Here is a 19,743-nt window from a genome sequence, read left to right on the forward strand (position 1 = left end):
GCACTGATCCTGCGGCCCCTCCTGTCACATCCGCGAGTGTTCGATGTCAGGACGATGGGATGACAACTGTCAGGACACCCCCTCCGGGACGCCCGGACACCCGTCTCCGGAGCCCGCCTGGCCTCGGCGGCTGACAGTTGTCACCCGGACAACCTGTAGTCGTTCACCCCGCCCCAGTGACAGCCGCCCCTAGGCGCCCGTCCCGGCCGCTACGTACTGTTCTGCCATGCCCCACCGAAACCGCAAGTCGGGAAGGCAGTCTCGAAAGTTTCGAAAGCCCACCGGTGCCGCGAGGCGCCCGAGCAGGACGAAGGAGTGATGACGCGGTGCCCGACCCGACCAGCCTGACCCACCTCGCTGAGGTCACGACCGGCACGACCCGGTCCCGCGAGGGACGCGGCCGGCTGAGCGTCTTCCTCGAGGACGCCGGCCACCTGCAGACGCTGACCCGTCGCGGCATCGTCGGCCCCGAATCCGTGGTCTTCCTGCCGGATTCCGCCCCGTCGGCCGCACCGACGCTGGTGAATTACCAGGGCGGCCTCGGGACGCCGGGCGACCAGCTGTGGCTCGACGACTCCTTCGTGATGGAGGTCCAGTCGTACGCAGTGAGCGGCTTCCTCGCCGTGCACGGCCCGACCCTGCTGCGGATCTGCGGCCCGGAAGACCTCCTCGCGCTCGGCGCTGACGCGGTCGCCGCCCGGGACCTCGGCCGCCTGCCGCGAGTGGCCACCAGTCCGCTGGTGTACCTGGCCGACGGCCCGGCCCTGGGCCGGCCCGGAGCGCGCAACCGCAGCCACCGCATCCACGTACGAGCAGACGGCACGGTGACGGTGTCGCCCACGGGGTCGCCGGTGGCCACCCTCGACACCCTCTCGGCCGACACCCTCACCCACCTCGCCGAGTCCGGGGCAGGGGCCGAGACGGCCCTGCGAGCGGTCGTCGACGACGCGGACCTCGAGCAGATCCACCGCGACATCCCCTACCTGACGCGCTATCTCGCCGTGGTCACGGCCGTGCGAGCGGCCCGGGCCTGCGGCGCCGAGGTCGAAGCAGTGTCCGGTTTCGGCCTTCGCCTCGACCCCCGGATCCCCCTCGACGACGGCACCGCGACCGCACAGCGGCCGGTGATCGTCCGGACCGCCGACGGCGCCCTGGTCGTCGACCCGGTCCAGGGCCGGATCGTGCCTCTGGACCTGGCCTCGGCCACCGCTCTGGAACGCCAGCTCGACGGCTCCGGCGACCCCGACGGGGCCCGGCTCGTCACCGCTCTCGGCGCCCGGGGGTTCGGCACCGGAATGGAGCTGGCGGCATGAGCACCACCGTCCACGTCGGCGCCGCCGTCGCTGCTCTCGGCGAGAACGTCCAGCACTGCGATCTTTACGACGAGATCGGCTCGGCGATGTACCACGACATCACTCTCGGGGACGACAGTGAGCTGCGCGAGATCCTGGCCCTGCTGCGATCGGCACCGCCGGGCCCGGTCCTGGAGCTCGCGGCGGGAGCCGGCCGGATGTCCCTGCCGATCGCCGCGAGTGGACGCCCGGTGGTGGCCCTGGACATGTCCCCGAGCCTGCTGCACCTGCTCTCGGAACGTGCGGACACCACGCTCGTCCGGCCCGCCCGTGACCGGGTCGAGCCGGTGGCCGGCGACATGGCCGACTTCCACCTCGGCCGCCGGTTCGCCGTGATCGCCCTCGGCAGCACCTCGATCACCCTGCTCTCGGCCGAGCAGCGGCAGGGCCTGTACCGCTGTGTCCGTGAGCATCTCGAGCCCGGTGGGATCTTCCTGGTCACCGTGCCGGTCCCCTCGCACGAGGCGGCCGAGGTGACCGACATCCACCGCATCGTCACCGGCTGGTCCGGCCGCGAGTACGACATGTACGACGCCATCGTGCCCGGCGAGGACCACCGGACGGTCACCGTGATCCTGCGCTCACCCCCGGACGAGGGGCAGCGGGTGCCGGTGGCGGTGTCCCGGCCCCGGCTGTTCGACGGCCGGGTGATCGGCACCGAACTGGCCGAGCACGGATTCAGCCATCGCACCGACGCGGCGATCGGCGACTGCACCGAGCGACTCGACGTACTGGTCCAGACCTGGGAGATGACGGCATGAGCCCGACCGCGCGACCGCCGGCCCTGTGGCCGGCCCTGATCCCCCGCGCCGACCACCTCCGGGAAGACCTCTGCCTGGTGGGTGCCAAGGGACACCGGGTGCGCTTCGCCGACGGCCGGGAGGCCCTGTGCGGCACGAGCGGCCTGTGGAACGTCAACCTCGGCTACGGCAACGAGGCGGTGGCCGAGGCCTCGGCCCAGGCCCTGCGGGACGCGTCCTATCTCAGCGTCTTCCGCTACAGCAACAGCTACGCCCGGGCCGCCGCCGAGACGGTCGTCGGTCTCGCCGGCCCGGACCGCTTCGCCCGGGTCCTGTTCTCCACGTCCGGCGGGGCCGCCAACGATGCGGTGCTCAAGCTCGTCCGGCACGTACATGCGATCGAAGGACATTCGGCGCGCCGGATCGTCATCGGCCTGCGCGGCTCGTACCACGGCCTCACCTACGGCGGTTTCTCGCTGACCGGTGAGAACCTGGGCCAGCAGCTCTACGGTGTCGACCCACGGTTCGTACGCCACGTGAACCCCAACGCCGTGGACGAACTCACCGAGGTCCTGGCCGAACTGGGCGACCGGGTGGCCGCCGTGGTGGTCGAGCCGGTCCTGGGCTCGGGCACCATCGCTCTGGACGACGACTACGTGGCCGCCCTGCTCGCCCTGCGGTCCCAGCACGGTTTCCTTCTCGTCGCCGACGAGGTCGCCACCGGGTACGGCCGCACCGGGCCGATGTTCGCCTCCTCGGCGTGGCCGGCCGCCCCCGACGTCCTGATCACCTCGAAGGGCCTGACCAACGGGGCCGCGGCCGCCGCGGCGGTCCTGGTGAGCCATCGGATCGCTCAGGCCTTCGAAGGCTCCGACCAGGTGCTGGTGCACGCCGAGACCCAGGCCGGCACCCCGGCCAGCTGCGCCGTGATCAGTGCGGTGGCCGAGGAGTTCGCCCGCCTGGACGCCCTCGGGAACGGGCAGCGCCTCGCCGCCGCCCTAGACGCCGGACTGACCTCGCTGGCAGACCGTCTACCGGTGCCCACCAGCACTGCGGGCCGCGGACTCTTCCGCACCCTGCACGCCCACACCGCCGACGGAGCACCGGTCGGACCGGCCGTGGTCGCCCAGCTGATCACCGCCGTCCGGGAGGCCGGCGCGGTGGTTCACCCGGGACCCGGCGGTATCCAGCTGATCCCGGCCCTCACCTACTCCGAGGCCGAGGTCACCGAGCTGCTCGGCTGCGTGGAGCTGGGCTTCGCCCGGGTCGCCGCGAGCGGTGGCTTCGGCCGGCCGGAGTCACCGGCACCGGCCCTGGAGCGGGCGTCATGAGGGCCACCTGGCTGAGCGCCGCCCATGCCGTCGAGTCGGCCTTCGTCCGCTCGGGCCGCACCACCGTGCGACTCGTGGTCGACGCCGGGGTCGAGGGTGCTCCCGTCCACGGGCGGGTCCTCTCCTGGCTGGGCGTCCTGGGCGCCCGTCCCGCGGGGATCGAGACCCTGGTGGTTCCCAGCAGCAGTCCCGACCTGACCGGCCCGCTGCTGCCCCCCGGGGACGCGGACGTGACGGTTGTCGTCGGGGGCGGCGCGGTCCTGGACCGGGTCAAGCTCGCCACCCTCGACCACGACTACGCCGGCTGGACCCGCACCCGCAGCGGACTCGTCGCACTGCGGCCCGGGCCGGGCCGGAAGGCCCCCCTGGTCGCCGTCCCCACCACCCTCGGCACCGGGGCAGAAGCCAGTGCCGTGGCCCTGGGGCACCTGGGAGAGCGCCGGCTGCTGGTGATGGACCGCAGTCTCCGACCCACGGCGTACGCCCACGACCCGACGGCCTACCTGACCCTGCCCGGAGCGCTGCTGCGCGAGGGACTCGCCGAGATCCTTTCCCGGCTGGTCGGACCCGTCGTCGGGGACGCCGTCGGGGAGCCGCTCACCGACACGGTGTGCCTGGCGCTCATCGCCCGGCTGGTCGAGCGTGCCGACGAGGTGGTCACGGCGCTCGACGCCGGCCACGAACCGGGCCTGGCCGCGCTGGGTGAGGCCGCCCGGATCGGGGTCCTCGGCCACAGCGACCACGTGCAGCGTCCCCACCAGCCCTGGGCGGTCAAGCTCTGGGCCCTGGCCAACGAGGTGGCCGGCCTGACCGGTGGGGCGAAGATACCGACGACCGTGCGACTGTGGCCCGCCTTCTGGGCCGCGATCGACGCGGGCGCCGAGACCCTGGGCAGTCCGGCCCAGCTCCGCACCGTGTGGGACACCGTCCGCACGGCGCACCACAAGCCCTTGCCGGCCGAGCCCGGCGACGGGATCCGCGTGCTACTCACGCACTGGGGCGTCCAGGCCGACTCGTCGTGCGACGCCTTGCCCATCCCGCTCGTCACCGAGCGGGTGCTCCGGGCCTGGGGGGCGGGGCTTCCCCCGTACCAGGGCGTCCGGGCGGGGGACATCGGGCAGCTGCTCGAGCGAACCCGCACCATCACACCGGTCGGCACGTTCACCGACATCACCCCGCCGCGCACCGGCGCGGTGCTGACACGCTGAAAGGACGCGAGATGCCGGAGACCAGAGGCGCTTTCGAGCCCTATCCGGAGGGCCCCCAAAAACGACCCGCCATCCACCTCGACATCCAGGAACTCGAGCCGTTCGAGTCCCCGGACTGGGTGACCATGGGCAGCCTGGCTGCCGGCGGGGTCATCTTCCTGAGTGCGGTCGCGTTCGCGGTGGCCACCTGAGCCCTCAGGCGGCCACCTGACCACGGTCAGGCGGAACAGCACAACCGAAAATCACCGAGAGAAAAGGAAAACGCCATGAGCGAGAACAACACCCCGAAGCAGGCCGGCGCCGAGCCGGCCGAGCTGGAGCTGCAGGAGCTGGAGTCGATGGAGGCTCCCGGCTGGTGGACCGCGGGCGGCGTCGCCGTCGGCATCTCGATCACCGTGATCGCCGCCACCTGATCTGCCCGTCCCGCAGGAAAATCCGAGAAAACCCTTACCCGAAGGAGCATGACCATGCCGAACGCCGACCAGAACAACGAACTCGAACTGCAGGAGCTCGAGGAGATGAGCGCCCCCGGTTTCTGGGAGGGCGTCAGCGTCGGGGTGACGATCGTCAGCACGATCATCGCCGCGACCTGAGAGCCGCAGCACCCCTGAGAACGTCTGCCGAACCACCTGCTCGGGTCTAGACCACCCGATCACTGCACCAGCGCACCACTTCATCACCGGCCGGGACCTGTATCTGTTGGCGCAGTGCAGGTCCTGGCTGGTGATGCTACCCGCTGACCGCCGTCAGCGCGAGACCGCAAGCCCATCCGGATCGAAAAGGACATCACCATGCCCACGCTGTCTGTCCCCGCCGCCCTGACCACCGTGCCCCCCATCACCAAGCCGATCCTGCTGGCGTTCGGCGGCATCGTCGCGGTCCTGCCCGTGCTGCCCCTCTCGCCCGCCGCCCGCACGGCCAGCGCCATCGCCCTGGCGGGCCTGCTCACCGGCGCGCTCGGCCACGACGTGGCCACGAAGCGGCTGTCCCGATGACGACCCCCGTCATCCGGGTGGAGAACCTCACCAAGCAGTTCCGGGGGGTGCGCGCGGTCGACGACGTGACCTTCGAGGCCGCGCCCGGCCGCGTCGTGGGGCTGCTCGGCCCCAACGGCGCGGGCAAGACCACCCTGATCCGCATGGTGCTGGGACTGGCCGCACCCACGGCCGGGCGGGCCCTGCTGTGGGGCAAGCCCTACTCGCAACTGTCCGACGCCGGCCGCCGGGTCGGCGTCATGCTCGACGGGATGGCCCCGATCGCCGGGGCCAGTGCCCGCGACGAGCTGAAGATCTGGGCCTGTGCCCTCGGCCTGGCACCGGGCCGGGTCGAGGAGGTGCTGGCCCTCGTCGGCCTCACCGACGCCGCCGACCGGAAGGCCTCGGCCTACTCGACGGGTATGAAGCAGCGTCTCTCCCTGGCCGTCGCCATGCTCGGCGACCCCGAGCTGCTCATCCTCGACGAGCCGACCAACGGCCTGGACCCGGAGGGCATCACCTGGCTGCGCGGCCTGGTCCGGGGCCTGGCCGCCGAGGGCCGCACGGTGCTGGTCTGCAGCCACCTCCTGGCCGAGATCGAGCGCACCGTCGACGACGTGGTGGTGCTCGACAAGAAGATCCTCTTCACCGGCTCCGCCCCGTCCCTGGTCTCCCAGGCGGGCGGCCTGGAGGAGAGCTTCCTCGCCCTGCTCCGATCCCAGAAGGAGGAGAACCATGTCTAACACCACCTCCACACCGGTGACGCTCGACGCCACCCCGGCCGGTTCCGACCGGGGCCGGTTCGACCGGGTCGTGCGGTCCGAGCTGTGGCGGGCGTTGCAGGGCCGACAGCTTTTGAGCCTGTCGATCGGCGCCGTCGTGCTGTGCCTGCTCACCTCGTACGCGCTGGCCGCCCAGGTGCAGTCGGGCTCCTCCACGCAGGGCCCGGCCGAGCTCACCGAGGGCCAGGTGCGGTCCTGGATGATGACCTTCCTGCTGGCCGGCATCTTCGGCTCGATGCTGTTCACCCGGGACGCCCGGACCGGGGCGCTGACCCGGAGCATCCTGATGAGCAGCCGGAGCACCGTGTTCGCGGCCAAGATCGTGGTGAGCGCGGTGGCCGGCCTCGGTTTCGGCGCCCTCGCCGCGGTGATGGCGACGACCACCACCTACGGCATCAACACCGGCCTGGGCGTGCCGTTCTCGTGGACCGCGGAGGCCACCTGGATCACCCTCGGCATCGTGGCCTGCTGCGTGCTCGCCTCCGTCTTCGGTTTCTTCGTCGGGGTTCTCGCCCGCAGCGGCACGATCGCGCTGCTCGTCCTGCTCCTGCAGACCCTCCTGGTCGACCCGGGTCTGCAGCGCATCTGGCCCGACTTCGCCAAGTACCTGTTCACCATCGCGCTCAGCTCGGTCTACCGGGACGTGCTGCCGGACCTCCTGCCGCTCGCCGCCGGCGCCGCCGTCGCCGTGGCCTGGGTCGCAGTCCTCGGAGCGATCGCCTGGACCAGCTTCAGCAGAAAGGACGTCACGACCTCATGAACAGCAGCGGAGCCGTCAGCGGCACCCCGGGGCTCCGCAGCGCGGGTGGGCCGCAGGTCCTGGAGCGGGTCGGTCCGGACCCCCAGAGGCCGCGCCTGGCCGCCGGTGTCACGGTCGTCGAGCCCCTCGCCCCCGAGGCGCCGTGGATCATCCAGGACGGGCCCGACCGGTACTTCCGGGTCTCCCCCGACTTCGCCTCGGTCGCCAACTCCCTGGACGGTTCCACGCCGCTCGACGAACTGGCCTCCCAGCTCGGCGATCCCTGGACCTCCGACGACGTCTGGCGGACCTGGGAGCAACTGGTCGCCAAAGACCTGGTGGGAGACCGGGAACCGCGGCCGACCACCACGTCCGCCTTCAAGTACGTCCCTCCGCTGACCTTCCAGCTCACCGTGCTGGACCCGGCGAAGGTACTGACGCCGTTCACCCGGCTGATCCGGATGGTCACCGGCCACCGGGGTTTCACCCTGCAGATCCTGTTCGCCCTGGCCGGGATCATCTCGCTGGTCCTGCGTCCGTCGATGGTCTGGTCGGCGGCCACCACGCCGCTGAGCCTGACCTCCTACGGCGCCGTCGCCCTCAGCTTCGTGGTCGCCACCGCGATCCACGAGTTCGGCCACGGCGCAGTACTGGTCAACCACGGAGGCCGGCCGAGCCGGATGGGGGTCATGCTCTTCTACCTGGCGCCGGCCTTCTTCTGCGACGTCAGCGACGGGTGGCGACTGCCGGACCGCCGGCAGCGGGTACAGATCGCCTGCTCGGGCATCACCACCCAGGCGGTCGTCGGCGCGGTGGCCGCTTTCGCCTCGCTGCTGCCGGTCACCGCGCCGATCCGGCACGAACTGGTCCTGTTCGCGGCCGGTACCTATCTCGGCGGGATCCTCAACCTCATCCCGTTCGTGAAGTTCGACGGCTACCTCGCCCTGATGAGCCACCTGGACATCCCGAACCTGCGGGAGAAGGCGATGGGCGACGCCCGTCAGTTCGGGGCCTGGGTGCTCTTCGGAGCCCGCCGGGACCCGGAACTGCCGCAGTACCGCTGGGCGGTGGCGTACGGATTCGCCTGCATCGGCTTCCCTTTCGTGATCGTCCTGCAAGCCGTCTCGCTGTGGTCGAGGGCCCTGTCGCAGATCGGGATCGTCGGGCTGGTCGGCATGATCGTCGGAATCCTGGGCTGCGCCCTGGTGGTCGTCCGGGGCTGGCGGCGGATGATCACGTTCGCGGTGCAGACCGGAGCCCCCCGGCTCCGGATCGCGCTGGTCACCGGTGCGGCCGCCGCCGCCGTCCTGGCCGGCTCGGTCCTGCTCCAGGTGCCCCGCACGGTCCAGGGCGGGTACTTCACCGGGGCCGACGGTGCCGTCCACTTCATCATGCCGGCCGGCGCCCACGACGAACTGGCCCGGGGCGACCGGATCGAGCTGTACCGCAGCGGTGTCCTCGGCCGCCAGCTCGTCGCCGAGGCCCGGGTCGCCGACCCGACCTCGACCGCCCAGGTCGGGCCGATCAGCGCGGTGGCCCCGGTGGTCACCACGATGACCACGAAGTACCCGGACACCGTGCGCCTGGCCGTCGCTGCCGCACCGGAGGCGGCGAGCGGGATCGCCATCTGGCAGGGGCCGCAGATCCCGCTGTGGCGCTTCGCTCTCGACTCCTACATCAAGCCCCTCGTCTAGCGCCCGGAAGAGGCCCGCCATGGACTTCGGCATCATCGACTACTGCTTACAGAGGTCACCGTTCTTCGACGTGCCCTCGGTGACCGAGGCCGGCGACTTCGCCAAGACCGGCGAGCCTCTCCCGGACGGCTGGCTGCGCACGGCGGACGAGATCTGGTGCTACCAGCACCCGGCCGCCCAGGAGAGCCGTGAGCAGGGCTGGAAGGTGCACGTGTCGACCACGCCGGACGACGCCGAGAAGGTGCTCGACGTGGTCTGGTCCTACTGCCTGAAGCAGCTGGTCCCGTTCAAGTTCCTGCGCTCGCCGCAGCAGGTGCTGGCCCGCAACAGCAAGTACGCCGACCGCACCACCAGCGGCAAGTTCATCGCGATCTACCCCCGCACCGAAGGCGACCTGGCCGGCGTCCTCAATGATCTCGACCTGCTCCTGGCCGGTTTCGAGGGGCCGGCGATCCTCACCGACCTGCGCTACCGCACGGCGCCCGTCTACGTCCGGTACGGCGCGTTCGTCGAGCTCGTCGGAGCGGATGCGCACGGTCTGCCGGTTCCTTCGGTCCGTCGGCCCGACGGGGTGCTGGTGCCCGACGTCCGGCGGCCTTCGTTCTACGTCCCGGACTGGGTCACCCCTCCCGAGTGCGTGCTGGAGGCCCTGGAGCGGCGACGGGCCGGATCCAGCCCTCTGCCGTTCAAGGTGCAACGGGCGCTGCACTTCTCGAACGGCGGGGGCGTGTACGACGCCGTCGAACGGGCCACCGGGGCCCGGGTGCTGGTCAAGGAGGCCCGGCCGATGGCCGGGCTGGACGAGCAGGGCCGGGACGCCGTGCACCGGCTGGAACAGGAGCGCTGGGCCCTCGAGGAACTGGCCGGGGCGCCGTACGTGCCCCGGCTGGTCAGCTACCTGCGCGGTGACCGGCACTACTACCTGGCCCGGGACTTCGTGGACGGCGACTCGCTGCTCACCCTGGTCCAGCGTCACCATCCGGATCTGCAGGGCGAGCGGGACCTCGACCGGGCGGCCTACGCCGACTGGGCGCTGACCGTCGGAGACCGGGTCGCTGCGGCTCTGCACGACATGCACGGGCGTGGGGTCGCCTTCGGCGACGTCCATCCGAACAACGTCCTCGTCGGGGCCACCGGCGAACCCATGTTCATCGACCTGGAGACGGCGAGCCGGACGGTCGACGACCAGCCACAACGCATCGGGGCTCCGGGTTTCCGGGCCCCTGACCACCTGCGCGGCACGGCCGCCGACCGGTACGGCCTGGCCTGTCTGAGGCTGGCCCTCCTCCTGCCGGCCACCATCACGCTGAGCTGGGGCCCGGAGAAGGTCTTCGACCTGCTCGAGGAGATCCACGCCCGCTTCGACGGCGCAGTTCCCCGCACCTTCGACGAGCAGGTCCTGGCCGATCTCGGCATCGACACCGCCCGGCCGGCCCGGGTAGAGGTGTCCGCCGACGACGTCACCGCGTTCACCCTGGCGAACGCCACCCCACGCCGCGACGACCGCCTCTACCCCAGCGCCGCGAACCTCTTCCGCACTCCCGGGGGCAGCCTTACCCCGGCCTACGGGGCCAGCGGCGTGCTGTGGGCGCTGCGCCGGCGCGGGAACGAGACCCCCGCCGAACACCTTGAATGGCTCGAAACCCGGCTTCCCCGGCTCGACTGCGGGCCAGGTCTGTTCGAGGGCTGGGCCGGGCTGGGCCTGACCCTGGCCGATCTCGGGCTCGAGGACTCGGCCCGCCAGGCCCTAGACCGTGCCCTCGAGCAGGCCGCCGACGACACAAGGGCCGACCATTCGCTGACCCGGGGCCGGTCCGGTGCCGGTGTCGCCGCCCTCCAGGCCGAGGCCCTCGTTCCCGGTGCGGCCGAGGCGGCCCTGGCGATCGGTGAGCACCTGATGGCCACCGAGGCATGGACCCGGATGGGCACCCGCCGCGGCACCCCCGCCTGGGGTCTGCTCGACGGTCCGGCCGGGCCGGCCCTGCTCTTCGTCCGGTTGCACGAACGGTTCGGATCGCCCGAACTGCTGACTGCCGCCCGCGCCGCGCTCAAGACCGAGCTCGACCTGCTCTTCCCGGGCGGAGGCGGGGCCGAGGCGCCCGTCGCACCCGGCCCCTGGCGCCGGCCCACGATCCACCGTGGCAGTGCCGGTACCGCAATGGTTCTCGCCGACTACCTGGCCCGGACCGAGGACACGGAGCTGGAACGCGCCCTGGCCCGGCTCGGCACGGCCCACGACCTGTGGCACCACGAACAGCCGGGCCTGTTCACCGGACGGGCGGGCATGATCGCTGCGCTACGCCACGTGGGCGCCCGCTGGCCCGGCCACGAACAGCAGATCGCCCGGCAGACCGAGCTCCTCGCCCTGCATCGGGTCACCGACCAGGGCGTGGCCGGATACCTGGGAGATCACGGGCTGAAGATGTCGTGCGACCTCGGCACCGGTTCGACCGGCATCGTCTGGGTGACCGAGGGCGGCACTGTCCCGTTCTGCTTCCCCGAGTGAAACCGTTCCCCCACCGCTGGAACTCAGGCGACCTTCGTGGCCCCGGCGGTGGGGCAGAGCGCCTCGAGGAGCTCCGCCGCCTCGTCGTACGCGGCATCCGGCCCCTCGAGAGCGTGAACGCCAGAGAGGTTGAGGACGACCTCGTCCACCCCGGCCTCGACGTAGGCACCGAGCCGCTCACCGAGCCCGTCCACGTCGTCATGAAGGAAGGCGCCACCGTCGAGGACGGCCTTGGCGGCCGGCCCCGGCCGGTCGATGTCGAACTGGATACCCGCCTTGGCCAGCATGTCCTGGTAGTGCGGGCCCTGGAGATGGCCGTAGTTGCTGGCCAGGACCGTGCGGTAGGGGTTACGACCGGGGCGGCGCAGCGCGACCGGGACCACGCTGCTGATCAGCGGCCGGGTCACTCCCGCTGACTCGGCGCCCTCACGCAGGGCGGGCTCGACCACCGATCCGACGTAGTCGGCGGGAGCGAGCCAGGTGACCGCGACGTCCGCGATCTCGCCGGCGAGCCGGGCCATCGCGGGCCGTAGAACCCCCAGTCCGAGCCGAACCTCGGGACTTTCCAGGCGGTGCAAAGGCATGCTCGAGGTAACCGTTTCGCCGGGCTCTGAAGTGTCTCCCGCGAGCAGGTCCCGAACGGCGGTGACGTACTCACGCACCGCCCTGAGCTGGCTGGCCGGCCGGGCACCGAGCAACTCTTGGAAGACGACCGGCCCGGGGCCCAGCCCGTAGACGACGGGGTGCCCGGTGATCTGCGCCAGCGAGCGTGCCTCCATCGCCGCCTGGAACGGGTGCTTCAGCGGCATCAGGGTCACCGACAAGCCCACCGGCACTCGGTGACCGGCTCCGGCGACATAGGCGAACGACTGCAGCGGGTCGAGGGTGACGGCCTGCCCCTGCCACAACCGTCCGGGTGACGGTTCGAGGAGAGCGGCCCACCGCACCAGCTCGCGGGGATCCTTGGGCATGAACGGCACCAGGAGCGACAGTTTCACTCGAGGCCCCCTTTTCGTGGTCATGGGCCCCGAGCGAGGCCGGATCGCTCGATCCTGACGCGCATCCGGGTGCGGATGAAGCGCGGGCGCCGGATTCGTGAGTCATGGCGGAGCGGTCGATGACAGGTGTCATGCCGAGGTCCTGACCACTGGCTCTGACGCGACGGCCCGCCGCTTCCTAGGCTGGTTGACGTACCGGTTGATCTTCGGGCCGACCGCCAGGCCCCCCGGAGGGGCGGAGAGTGAGGAGCAGCATGTCCAGCATCATCACCACCAAGAGCCCGGTCTTCTGGGTCATCGTCTGCGCGGGCGTGGTCCTGCCCGCGCTCAGCCTGGAGGGGCCCGCCCGGATCGCGGTGACGTTGTTCGTCGTCGCGTTCGTGGTCATCGGCTTCGTGCGGGCCCGGCGGCAGGGGCGCGGCGTTGCCGCGCGGAACTGACCCGGTGTCCGCCACCGAGGGCCGGACCGGCCTGCTGATCTGCGAAGAGGTCTTCCTGCTGCTGACCACCGACGCCGGCGTGCGGGAGGGCTTTGGGACCCAGCGCGGGATCGGTCTGACCGCCGCCGTCATCGCCGACCTCGCCGCCCTGGGCCGGGTCACGGCCGAGGAGGACAAGGAGCACCGGGTCCACGTCACCGACCCCACCCCGACCGGCGACGCCCTCCTCGACGAGACGCTCGCCCGGCTCGGGCAGCGCGACGGGGACAAGTTCGCCCAGCTCGTGCGCGACCGGAAGCTCAACCCGGAAGCGGCGGTGGGCAAGCGGCTGGCCGAGGCGGGGATCCTCGGTCTGCAGGACGCCCGCCTCGGTGGGCTGGTGCCCGCCAAGCACCCCACCCTCGACCCCGCGCCCGAGCAGGATCTGCGGGCCCGGCTGCGCACGGCCCTGACCGGCGGGGCGGCGACCGACCGGGACCTGTCGATCCTGTCCATCCTGGTCGGCCTGGGCGTGCACAAGACGGTGCTGGGGCCGGACCTGCCCGAGGTGTCCGCCCGCGAACTGCGAGACCGGATCAGCGAACTCGGCGCCGCCTCCCCCGCCGGGGATGCCGTGGCCTCGGCCATCCGCACCATCTCCGTGGCTGTCGCAGCGGCCGGGGCCATGGGCGCGATCGGCTCGAACTGAAACAGCCCTGAAGAACACCGACCCCGGCCACGTCCGCGGCCTGTCAGCCACGCGGACGTGGCCGGACCCCTGTCGAGCACAGCAGCATTGAGGACGCTCGCCAGGGGCTTGGCAGCCCCACTCACCTACCGCTCGGCACCAGTTCCCGACAGCACCGGAATTCCCTGCGCCGTGAGCTCATCCGCGGTGTCACTGGCGGCTCCGTCCGTCACCACGCCGGCAACCTCCGAAAGCGCCACCACGCCGTAACGCGAAGCGGTACCGAGTTTCTCGGCACTGGCCAGGACGTAGGTCTCCGCCGCCCGACGTGAGAGAGCGCGCTTCATGGCCGCCTCGTCGGCATCGCCTGTGGTCAGCCCGTGTACGGGATGCACGCCGGTGACCCCCAGCAGGAAAATGTCGGCCGAGATGCCGGCAGCGGCCTCGACGGCAGCAGCGCCACAGGTCACCGCCGAGTGCTTGAACAGGCGCCCACCGAGCATGATGACCTCGACCGCCGGGTGGTTCAGCAACTCGACGGCAATGGTCGGACTGTGGGTGACAACCGTGCACTCAAGATCCAGGGGCAGCGCTCGGACAACTTCGAGAGTGGTTGTCCCGCCGTCGAGAATGACCACACTGGAAGGCCGCACGAGAGTCACGGCGTGGGCCGCGACAGCGTGCTTGCTGTCGGGGGCGACGGTGGTACGCCCGTTGTAGTCGGCCAGAGCCGGAGAAACAGGAACGGCTCCCCCGTAAACCTTTTGACACAACCCAGCAGCGGCCAGCTCTCGCAGGTCGCGACGGATGCTGTCTTCGGACAGCCCGAGTTCGGCCGCCAGGTCCTTGGCCACGATCTTGCCGTCGGTGCGCAACCGGGTCAGGAGGAGGTCTCGTCGTTCCGCCGCCAGCATTCGCACTCCTTCACGTTCTTGCACGTTTGTTCACGATGCTTCTATCGTAGCGGTCATGACGAACAAGCCCATGATGATCCTGATCGCCGGCCCCTACCGTTCCGGCACCGGTGACGACCCGGAGAAGATTGCCGCGAACCTGGCCCGTCTCGAGGCCGCCGCCTGGCCGGTCTTCGAAGCCGGTCACGTGCCGATGATCGGCGAGTGGGTGGCCCTGCCGGTGCTGCGCTCGGCCGGGGCCGACCCCTTCGACCCGAACCACCCGCTGAGCGAGAAGGTCATGTACCCGACCGCGGAGCGCCTGCTCGAGCACTGTGACGCCGTGCTGCGCCTGCCGGGAGAGTCGAAGGGGGCCGACCAGGACGTGGCGATCGCGCACCGGCGAGGCCTGCCCGTGTACCACCGCGCCGAAGAGATCCCCGCACGCTAGTTCAGCAGCAGGTCGAACTTCTCCGCCTCGGCCCGTGCGGTGGTGTCGGAGACCAGCTTGGAACCGTTGTCCTGCACCCGCACGTACTCGTGGTCGACATCGGCCTGCAGCGTGACCGACCCGTCGTCGTTGCGCAGCACCCGGAACTTCTCCCACGGCCCGAGTGCGGTGCGGTTGGCGATCAGCGGCTCGGCGCCGGAGTTCTCAGCGGTGACCAAGGTGCTGTTCGCCTGGGCGCGCAGAGCGACCAGGCCCTCACCGGCGTCTTCGATCTCGAACTTCTCCCACGGCCCGGCCGAGGCGATGGTGGCGTTCAGCGGGGACTTCCCGTTCGGGTCGGCCTGCACCCACTTGCCGGTGGTGCGCGAGCGCAGGGCGATCGTGTCACCGTCGGCGGGCAGCGGTGACGAGGCGGTCTGGTGGCTGATCCCGAGCAGGAAGTTCAGTTTCGCCGGGGTGAAGTCGCTCTGCAGTCGGCCGCCCTGGGCCACGTCGGACAGGAATCCGGCCGGCTTCGGGTTGACCCCGTCGCAACTGCCGTTCGGGATGCCGATGTGCACCGAATTGTCTTTGTTACCAGTGATGGTGAAGTCTTTCACGCCGTTCACCGCGTAGCCGTAGCCCATGGTCGAACCCTCGAGCGTGTTGCCGGTGACCGTGCCTCCGGTGACCACGGTGTCGGTGCACGACCAGACCCCCGGGCCCATCGCCAGGCCGATCTTGATCAGCGCCCCGTCGGCCCGGACGGTGTTGTCCGAGACCACGGTGCCCTCGTAGTTCCCGTCCATCGGGCCGTAGTCGACCATGTTGATACCGCCCAGCAGCGTGCGGTTCTGGGCAATGATCGTGTTGTTGCTGACCGTGGACCCGGGGGCACCGAAGACCACGATGGCGCCGTCGGTGGCGTCGGTGATGGTGTTGTTCTTGACGGTGCTGGTGCCGCAGGCCAGGGAGATGCCGTCGGCCCAGCCGTCCGGCGTGCCGGAAGGCCCGATCTGGTTGCCGGTGACGCTCGCTCCCTGACAGCCGGGCACACCCTGCCGGACCACCCCTTCGGCCAGATGCAGGGCCGACCAGCCGCGCGGCTCGAGGAATCGGCTGTTCTCGACCACGAGACCGGTGACGTCGCCGCCGATCTCGACCAGGCCGCTGCCGCCCGCGATCCGCCCGAGGGCCGGCCGCCGGCCGTCGACCTGGATGCTGCGCAGCTTGATGCCGCTCTTGCCGCCGCCTTCGATCGCGGTGGCCTGCTCGGCACCGGTCACCCGCAGCGTGGCCCGGGTGTCGCCGCCGGGCCGGCCCTCGGTCTCGATGGACTGGTTGGCCGCAGAGAACTTGACGGGCTGGGAAAGGTCGAAGGTGGCCCCCGCGCACAGCGTAGCCACCGCACCCTCGCCCGACAGCGCATTCTGAATGTCCTGGCCGGTGCCGGACTCCAGGCAGCCGGCCGGGTTGGCCGCGGTAGCGACGGTGGTGCCGATCACTGCCAGGAGGCCGGCGGTGCCGACCGCAGCGGCTGCGAGGGTGCGTGGTCTGAGCACGGAAATTCCTTAACTGAGGACGTTTGTGGTGCGAAACGGCTCTCAGGCTAAGTATTCGTGCACAAAGGATCGGCAAACCGATCGATAAGGCGGATCTTCGTTCTTCTTGACCTGCCGGAGTGGTGCCCGCCACAGTTGTGAGGCAAGGCTTTACACCCGGAAACTACCCACCAGACCCTGCAGATGAGCGGCCAGCTGTTCCAGCCGAGCGGCGGCGTCCTGAGCCGTCTGGGCATCGTTGGTGGTCCGTGCGGCCACGGCCGAGACGCTCTCCACGGTGGTGTGGATCTCCTGGGCGCTGCGGGCGGCCTCGGAACTGTTGCGGCTCATCTCCTGGGTGGTGGCGCTCTGCTCCTCGACCGCCCCGGCGATGCTGGCACTCACCTCGTCGATCTGCCCCACCACGCCCTGGATCTGACCGATCGAGGAGGCTGCCGACTCCGTGCTGGAGCGGATCGCGTCCACCCGGTTGGAGATCTCCTCGGTGGCCCGCGCGGTCTGCAGGGCCAGTTCCTTGACCTCGGTGGCGACCACGGCGAAACCCTTGCCCGCCGCACCGGCCCGGGCTGCCTCGATCGTCGCGTTCAGAGCGAGCAGATTGGTCTGTTCGGCGATCGCGGTGATCAGCTGCACGGCCACCCCGACCTCGGCCGCCGTCGACTCCAGTTGCACCACTTCACTCTTCGCCGCCCCGGCCACCTCCACCGCCTCGGCCACCACGCTCGCGGCCCGGCCGGCGTTGCGGGCGATCTCACCGATCGCCGCGTTCAGTTCCTCACTGCCGGTGGCCAGTCCGTGGATGCCTTGCGTCACCACACCCGTGGCGGTAGAGGCTTCGCCGGCGCGAAGCGCGGTTTCGTCGGCAGCGCTGCGCAACCGGCCGGCCACCGCGGTCAGCTCGCCGGCCGATCCCGAGAGCGAACCCGAGGCGTCGTTGATGGACGAGATGGCCCGGGCCACCTTGGTGCAGAAACGGTTGAACGCGGCGCCCAGCTGACCGGCCTCGTCGTCCCGAGACTCGTCCAGCCGAGCCGTGAGATCCCCGTCCCCGTCAGCGATCTGGGCCATCCGGTCGCGAGCCCGCTCGAACGGGCGCAGCACCCATCGACTGATCAGGAACGTGACGATCCCCGCGGCGGCCAGGGCGAGCAGGGCCATCAGGACGGTCATGGTGCGCAGCCCGTGGGCGTTCGCCAGGACCGAGGAGGCGGGCACGGTGACCAGCAGCGACCACTTGTCCCCCGGCCCCAGGTTCAGCCCGTTCGCCACCACCAGCTCGTCGGTGCCGTCGAGTTCCAGCCACTGAGAGGTGCTCTCACCGGGCGCCAGGTCGCTCACGATGGCCGAGAGGGCCGCCGAGCTGTCGTTCAGTGCAGAGGTGGCCTCGAACCCGGCACCGCTCGCCACCACGGCGCCGGCCGTGCTCACCAGGGTGGCACGACCGGTGCCGTAGGGAGTGATCTTGGAGACCAGCTCCTGCTGGCTGTCCAGCAGGATGTCCACCCCCGCGACCCCCACCGTCCGGTCGCCGATGATGATCGGGACGGAGACCGAGGTCATCAGGACGTCCACCCCGTCGATGGCGTACGCGTACGGCTCGACGACCTTTTCCTCCCCGCTCTCGAGCGGGACGGTGTAGTAGTCGCTGCTCCCGTCGGTCGCGTCGTAACTGGTCAGCGCCTGCGACTTGTAGGAGCCGTCCGCCAGGTCGGTGTAGACGTAGGTGATGTAGCGGCCGCTGTCGTCGCTGTGGGGCGTGTTCACATAACGGGCGTCCTTGCCGTCGAAAGCGTTCGGCTCCCAGCCCGCCCAGGCTCCGTACAGATCAGGGTGCTCCTTGAGCGTGCCCAGCAGGGTCGCGTCCCCGATCGCCCGGCCGTTCGCCGCCGCGCGCTCGGCCACCATGGCGCTGGCCAGCCCCCGGGCGACCGTCAGCCCGTTGAGCAGTTGCGCCGCGGCACTGTCGGCACCCCGGCCGGCCAGTTCACCGGCATAGAGTTCGGCGTCCTCCTTGGCCCGCTTCTGCACCTGCAGCGTGACCACCAGAGTCAGCCCGCCCAGCGCGACGACGAGGGTGGCCACCACTCCGACCACAAGTCGCGCCTTGAGCGTCGACAGGAACTTGGGCATGGATGAGTCCGTTCTTTCCGTGGTGCAGGGCTCCTCGACGCCCAGGGCCCTGATCTTGAGCGCGGGCCGTCAGGGGTTCAAGAACCCTGGGGTACGGTCCGACTCCCCCAACATGAGCGAGAAGATCGCCCCCGACGAGCACGTCTGCCCCGGCGAGACGGAGCCCGATCCCCAGGGCCGCACCGAACTGATCAACCCGACCAACAAGCGTCCGGACGGATACACCAAGACCTGCAGCACCTGCGGGGTGCGGATCGCGGTACGGCGCGTCGATCAGAGACTGCCCTACTGGGCCATGGCCTGAGGAAGTCAGACCTGGGTCGTAGACGGACAAGACTCAGGTCTGACGCCCCGCGCCTCTCGTTTCAGCAGGATGGGTGACTGTCGCAACACCCGTCCGAGCGAGAGGCAGTGCAATGAAGAGGAAGACCACGGCCGGAGTGCTGGTTCTGGGCGGGGCGCTGATCGGCGGTGCGCTGCTGGCCCCCGCGGCCCAGGCCGCCACCGGCTCTTCGTTCGTGGCCGCCGACCTGCCCAAGGCCGGGAACCAGACCGCCTACGTGCAGCGTGCCGACACGGTGACGGTCTACCGCAACGGCAAGGTGCAGGCCGAGCTCACCGTCGAGTCCGCCGCCCACCCCCGGGGCAAGGGCAAGCTGGTGATGACCGTCGAGGCCAAGAAGGACTTCTCGCTGCGCGCCGGCCAGTTCCTCTGGGAGGACGAGGGCGGTGCCGACAACGAGGCGGTCAACCCCGAGCGCAAGATCAGCGTGCCCGCCGACACCACCAAGACCGTCACCATCGCCTTCGACGGGGTGGGCGACGGCGACGCGATCTGGGTACCGAACGAGACCACCGTGGCCGGGGCCTGGCTGATCAAGGGCCGCGAGGTGGAGGGTGCCGCCAACCTGCTGCCCGCCAGCTACGTGCAGCGCGGCAGCACGGTCACCGTGTACAAGTCCGGCAAGACCGTGGCCCGGCTGACTCCCCAGGACGCCGTGCTCGAGGACGGCAAGGGCACCCTGACCGTGAAGGTCGAGGCGCTGAAGAAGTTCAAGGTCAACCCGGGCGCGTTCGTCTGGGAAGACGCCGACGGTGAGGACCACGCCGCCGCCAAGGGCCAGAAGAAGGTCACAGTCAAGGCCAGGAGCACCAAGACGATCACCGTGAAGTACGCCGACGTCTCCGAGGCCGGCGGGGTCTTCTGGGCCCCGCGCGAAGACCTCGTGGCCGGTGCTTGGAAGGTCGGCTGACCTCCCCGAACGCGCGCGAGGGGCCGCGGTGTCACCGCGGCCCC

The 19,743-nt window shown here is 70.7% G+C and carries 21 protein-coding genes; 17 read left to right on the forward strand and 4 right to left on the reverse strand.

From position 1 onward, the window contains the following. Window positions 1–326: 326 nt before the first annotated feature. The 12 genes from mpaB (at window position 327) to lanKC (ending at window position 11,326) form a co-directional block, all read left to right on the forward strand. Window positions 327–1,313 (forward strand): daptide biosynthesis RiPP recognition protein, encoded by a 987-nt coding sequence (gene mpaB / locus LWF15_RS27605; RefSeq protein ID WP_232813867.1) that lies wholly within the window; start codon window positions 327–329, stop codon window positions 1,311–1,313. After that, the gene (gene mpaM, locus LWF15_RS27610; protein ID WP_232813868.1) at window positions 1,310–2,113 is read left to right on the forward strand and encodes a daptide-type RiPP biosynthesis methyltransferase; all 804 of its coding nucleotides are present in this window, start codon (window positions 1,310–1,312) and stop codon (window positions 2,111–2,113) included. The genes mpaB and mpaM overlap by 4 nt, the downstream gene beginning before the upstream one ends. Next, window positions 2,110–3,423, forward strand: coding sequence for a daptide-type RiPP biosynthesis aminotransferase (gene mpaD / locus LWF15_RS27615; protein ID WP_232813869.1), 1,314 nt, complete (start codon window positions 2,110–2,112; stop codon window positions 3,421–3,423). Before mpaM ends, mpaD begins: the two co-directional genes overlap by 4 nt. Then, window positions 3,420–4,631 carry an iron-containing alcohol dehydrogenase gene (locus LWF15_RS27620; protein WP_232813870.1) on the forward strand — a complete coding sequence of 404 codons (1,212 nt, stop codon included), beginning with the start codon at window positions 3,420–3,422 and terminating at the stop codon, window positions 4,629–4,631. The genes mpaD and LWF15_RS27620 overlap by 4 nt, the downstream gene beginning before the upstream one ends. 11 nt (window positions 4,632–4,642) lie before the next feature. Then, on the forward strand, window positions 4,643–4,822 hold the full coding sequence (locus LWF15_RS27625; RefSeq protein WP_232813871.1) for a hypothetical protein: 180 nt from the start codon (window positions 4,643–4,645) through the stop codon (window positions 4,820–4,822). Window positions 4,823–4,897: 75 nt separating this feature from the next. Next, window positions 4,898–5,044: a daptide-type RiPP gene (locus tag LWF15_RS27630; protein ID WP_232813872.1), complete on the forward strand. Its 147-nt coding sequence runs from the start codon at window positions 4,898–4,900 to the stop codon at window positions 5,042–5,044. Window positions 5,045–5,098: 54 nt separating this feature from the next. Beyond that, on the forward strand, window positions 5,099–5,224 hold the full coding sequence (locus LWF15_RS36900; RefSeq protein ID WP_269810923.1) for a daptide-type RiPP: 126 nt from the start codon (window positions 5,099–5,101) through the stop codon (window positions 5,222–5,224). 198 nt (window positions 5,225–5,422) lie between these two features. Then, on the forward strand, window positions 5,423–5,626 hold the full coding sequence (locus LWF15_RS27635) for a hypothetical protein (protein WP_232813873.1): 204 nt from the start codon (window positions 5,423–5,425) through the stop codon (window positions 5,624–5,626). After that, window positions 5,623–6,348, forward strand: coding sequence for an ABC transporter ATP-binding protein (locus LWF15_RS27640; protein ID WP_232813874.1), 726 nt, complete (start codon window positions 5,623–5,625; stop codon window positions 6,346–6,348). The genes LWF15_RS27635 and LWF15_RS27640 overlap by 4 nt, the downstream gene beginning before the upstream one ends. Beyond that, the gene (locus tag LWF15_RS27645) at window positions 6,341–7,147 is read left to right on the forward strand and encodes a hypothetical protein (protein WP_232813875.1); all 807 of its coding nucleotides are present in this window, start codon (window positions 6,341–6,343) and stop codon (window positions 7,145–7,147) included. Before LWF15_RS27640 ends, LWF15_RS27645 begins: the two co-directional genes overlap by 8 nt. Beyond that, window positions 7,144–8,820 (forward strand): daptide biosynthesis intramembrane metalloprotease, encoded by a 1,677-nt coding sequence (mpaP, locus tag LWF15_RS27650; RefSeq protein WP_232813876.1) that lies wholly within the window; start codon window positions 7,144–7,146, stop codon window positions 8,818–8,820. Before LWF15_RS27645 ends, mpaP begins: the two co-directional genes overlap by 4 nt. 19 nt (window positions 8,821–8,839) lie before the next feature. Continuing rightward, window positions 8,840–11,326 (forward strand): class III lanthionine synthetase LanKC, encoded by a 2,487-nt coding sequence (gene lanKC / locus LWF15_RS27655; RefSeq protein ID WP_232813877.1) that lies wholly within the window; start codon window positions 8,840–8,842, stop codon window positions 11,324–11,326. A 23-nt stretch (window positions 11,327–11,349) separates the two neighbouring features. Here lanKC and LWF15_RS27660 read toward each other — a convergent pair whose 3' ends face one another. Then, window positions 11,350–12,324 (reverse strand): LLM class flavin-dependent oxidoreductase, encoded by a 975-nt coding sequence (locus LWF15_RS27660; protein ID WP_232813878.1) that lies wholly within the window; start codon window positions 12,322–12,324, stop codon window positions 11,350–11,352. A 254-nt stretch (window positions 12,325–12,578) separates the two neighbouring features. On the opposite strand from LWF15_RS27660, the gene LWF15_RS27665 reads away from it, so the two are divergent. Together LWF15_RS27665 and LWF15_RS27670 are read left to right on the forward strand one after the other, a co-directional pair. Beyond that, the gene (locus LWF15_RS27665; RefSeq protein ID WP_232813879.1) at window positions 12,579–12,764 is read left to right on the forward strand and encodes a hypothetical protein; all 186 of its coding nucleotides are present in this window, start codon (window positions 12,579–12,581) and stop codon (window positions 12,762–12,764) included. A 4-nt stretch (window positions 12,765–12,768) separates the two neighbouring features. After that, window positions 12,769–13,452 (forward strand): GOLPH3/VPS74 family protein, encoded by a 684-nt coding sequence (locus LWF15_RS27670; protein ID WP_232813880.1) that lies wholly within the window; start codon window positions 12,769–12,771, stop codon window positions 13,450–13,452. 125 nt (window positions 13,453–13,577) lie between these two features. Here the strand turns inward: LWF15_RS27670 and LWF15_RS27675 are convergent, their stop codons facing one another. Next, the gene (locus LWF15_RS27675) at window positions 13,578–14,345 is read right to left on the reverse strand and encodes a DeoR/GlpR family DNA-binding transcription regulator (protein WP_269810925.1); all 768 of its coding nucleotides are present in this window, start codon (window positions 14,343–14,345) and stop codon (window positions 13,578–13,580) included. A 55-nt stretch (window positions 14,346–14,400) separates the two neighbouring features. On the opposite strand from LWF15_RS27675, the gene LWF15_RS27680 reads away from it, so the two are divergent. Further along, a complete protein-coding gene (locus LWF15_RS27680; protein ID WP_232813882.1) occupies window positions 14,401–14,775 on the forward strand; it encodes a DUF4406 domain-containing protein in 375 nt (124 codons plus the stop codon). Here LWF15_RS27680 and LWF15_RS27685 read toward each other — a convergent pair. Together LWF15_RS27685 and LWF15_RS27690 are read right to left on the reverse strand one after the other, a co-directional pair. After that, window positions 14,772–16,316 (reverse strand): right-handed parallel beta-helix repeat-containing protein, encoded by a 1,545-nt coding sequence (locus LWF15_RS27685; protein WP_232813883.1) that lies wholly within the window; start codon window positions 16,314–16,316, stop codon window positions 14,772–14,774. The two genes, LWF15_RS27680 and LWF15_RS27685, sit on opposite strands and share 4 nt — an antisense overlap. Before the next feature lie 150 nt (window positions 16,317–16,466). Next, window positions 16,467–18,446, reverse strand: a complete 1,980-nt coding sequence (locus LWF15_RS27690; RefSeq protein ID WP_232813884.1) for a methyl-accepting chemotaxis protein — start codon at window positions 18,444–18,446, stop codon at window positions 16,467–16,469. Between LWF15_RS27690 and LWF15_RS27695 the strand changes: the two genes are divergently transcribed. Then, window positions 18,445–18,750, forward strand: coding sequence for a hypothetical protein (locus tag LWF15_RS27695; protein WP_232813885.1), 306 nt, complete (start codon window positions 18,445–18,447; stop codon window positions 18,748–18,750). The genes LWF15_RS27690 and LWF15_RS27695 overlap by 2 nt on opposite strands. A gap of 112 nt (window positions 18,751–18,862) precedes the next feature. Then, window positions 18,863–19,699 carry a hypothetical protein gene (locus LWF15_RS27700; protein ID WP_232813886.1) on the forward strand — a complete coding sequence of 279 codons (837 nt, stop codon included), beginning with the start codon at window positions 18,863–18,865 and terminating at the stop codon, window positions 19,697–19,699. The last annotated feature ends 44 nt before the right edge of the window (window positions 19,700–19,743 follow it).

It is taken from the genome of Kineosporia rhizophila (assembly GCF_021277265.1).
Taxonomy (GTDB): domain Bacteria; phylum Actinomycetota; class Actinomycetes; order Actinomycetales; family Kineosporiaceae; genus Kineosporia; species Kineosporia rhizophila.

Coding starts and splice junctions, on each gene's coding strand:
- LWF15_RS27700 (WP_232813886.1), top strand. CDS start 18,863: ATGAAGAGGAAGACCACGGCCGGAGTGCTGGTTCTGGGCGGGGCGCTG.
- LWF15_RS27695 (WP_232813885.1), top strand. CDS start 18,445: ATGGATGAGTCCGTTCTTTCCGTGGTGCAGGGCTCCTCGACGCCCAGG.
- mpaM (WP_232813868.1), top strand. CDS start 1,310: ATGAGCACCACCGTCCACGTCGGCGCCGCCGTCGCTGCTCTCGGCGAG.
- LWF15_RS27675 (WP_269810925.1), bottom strand. CDS start 14,345: ATGCTGGCGGCGGAACGACGAGACCTCCTCCTGACCCGGTTGCGCACC.
- LWF15_RS27645 (WP_232813875.1), top strand. CDS start 6,341: ATGTCTAACACCACCTCCACACCGGTGACGCTCGACGCCACCCCGGCC.
- LWF15_RS27635 (WP_232813873.1), top strand. CDS start 5,423: ATGCCCACGCTGTCTGTCCCCGCCGCCCTGACCACCGTGCCCCCCATC.
- LWF15_RS36900 (WP_269810923.1), top strand. CDS start 5,099: ATGCCGAACGCCGACCAGAACAACGAACTCGAACTGCAGGAGCTCGAG.
- mpaD (WP_232813869.1), top strand. CDS start 2,110: ATGAGCCCGACCGCGCGACCGCCGGCCCTGTGGCCGGCCCTGATCCCC.
- LWF15_RS27620 (WP_232813870.1), top strand. CDS start 3,420: ATGAGGGCCACCTGGCTGAGCGCCGCCCATGCCGTCGAGTCGGCCTTC.
- LWF15_RS27680 (WP_232813882.1), top strand. CDS start 14,401: ATGACGAACAAGCCCATGATGATCCTGATCGCCGGCCCCTACCGTTCC.
- LWF15_RS27640 (WP_232813874.1), top strand. CDS start 5,623: ATGACGACCCCCGTCATCCGGGTGGAGAACCTCACCAAGCAGTTCCGG.
- LWF15_RS27625 (WP_232813871.1), top strand. CDS start 4,643: ATGCCGGAGACCAGAGGCGCTTTCGAGCCCTATCCGGAGGGCCCCCAA.
- lanKC (WP_232813877.1), top strand. CDS start 8,840: ATGGACTTCGGCATCATCGACTACTGCTTACAGAGGTCACCGTTCTTC.
- LWF15_RS27630 (WP_232813872.1), top strand. CDS start 4,898: ATGAGCGAGAACAACACCCCGAAGCAGGCCGGCGCCGAGCCGGCCGAG.
- LWF15_RS27665 (WP_232813879.1), top strand. CDS start 12,579: ATGTCCAGCATCATCACCACCAAGAGCCCGGTCTTCTGGGTCATCGTC.
- LWF15_RS27690 (WP_232813884.1), bottom strand. CDS start 18,446: ATGCCCAAGTTCCTGTCGACGCTCAAGGCGCGACTTGTGGTCGGAGTG.
- mpaP (WP_232813876.1), top strand. CDS start 7,144: ATGAACAGCAGCGGAGCCGTCAGCGGCACCCCGGGGCTCCGCAGCGCG.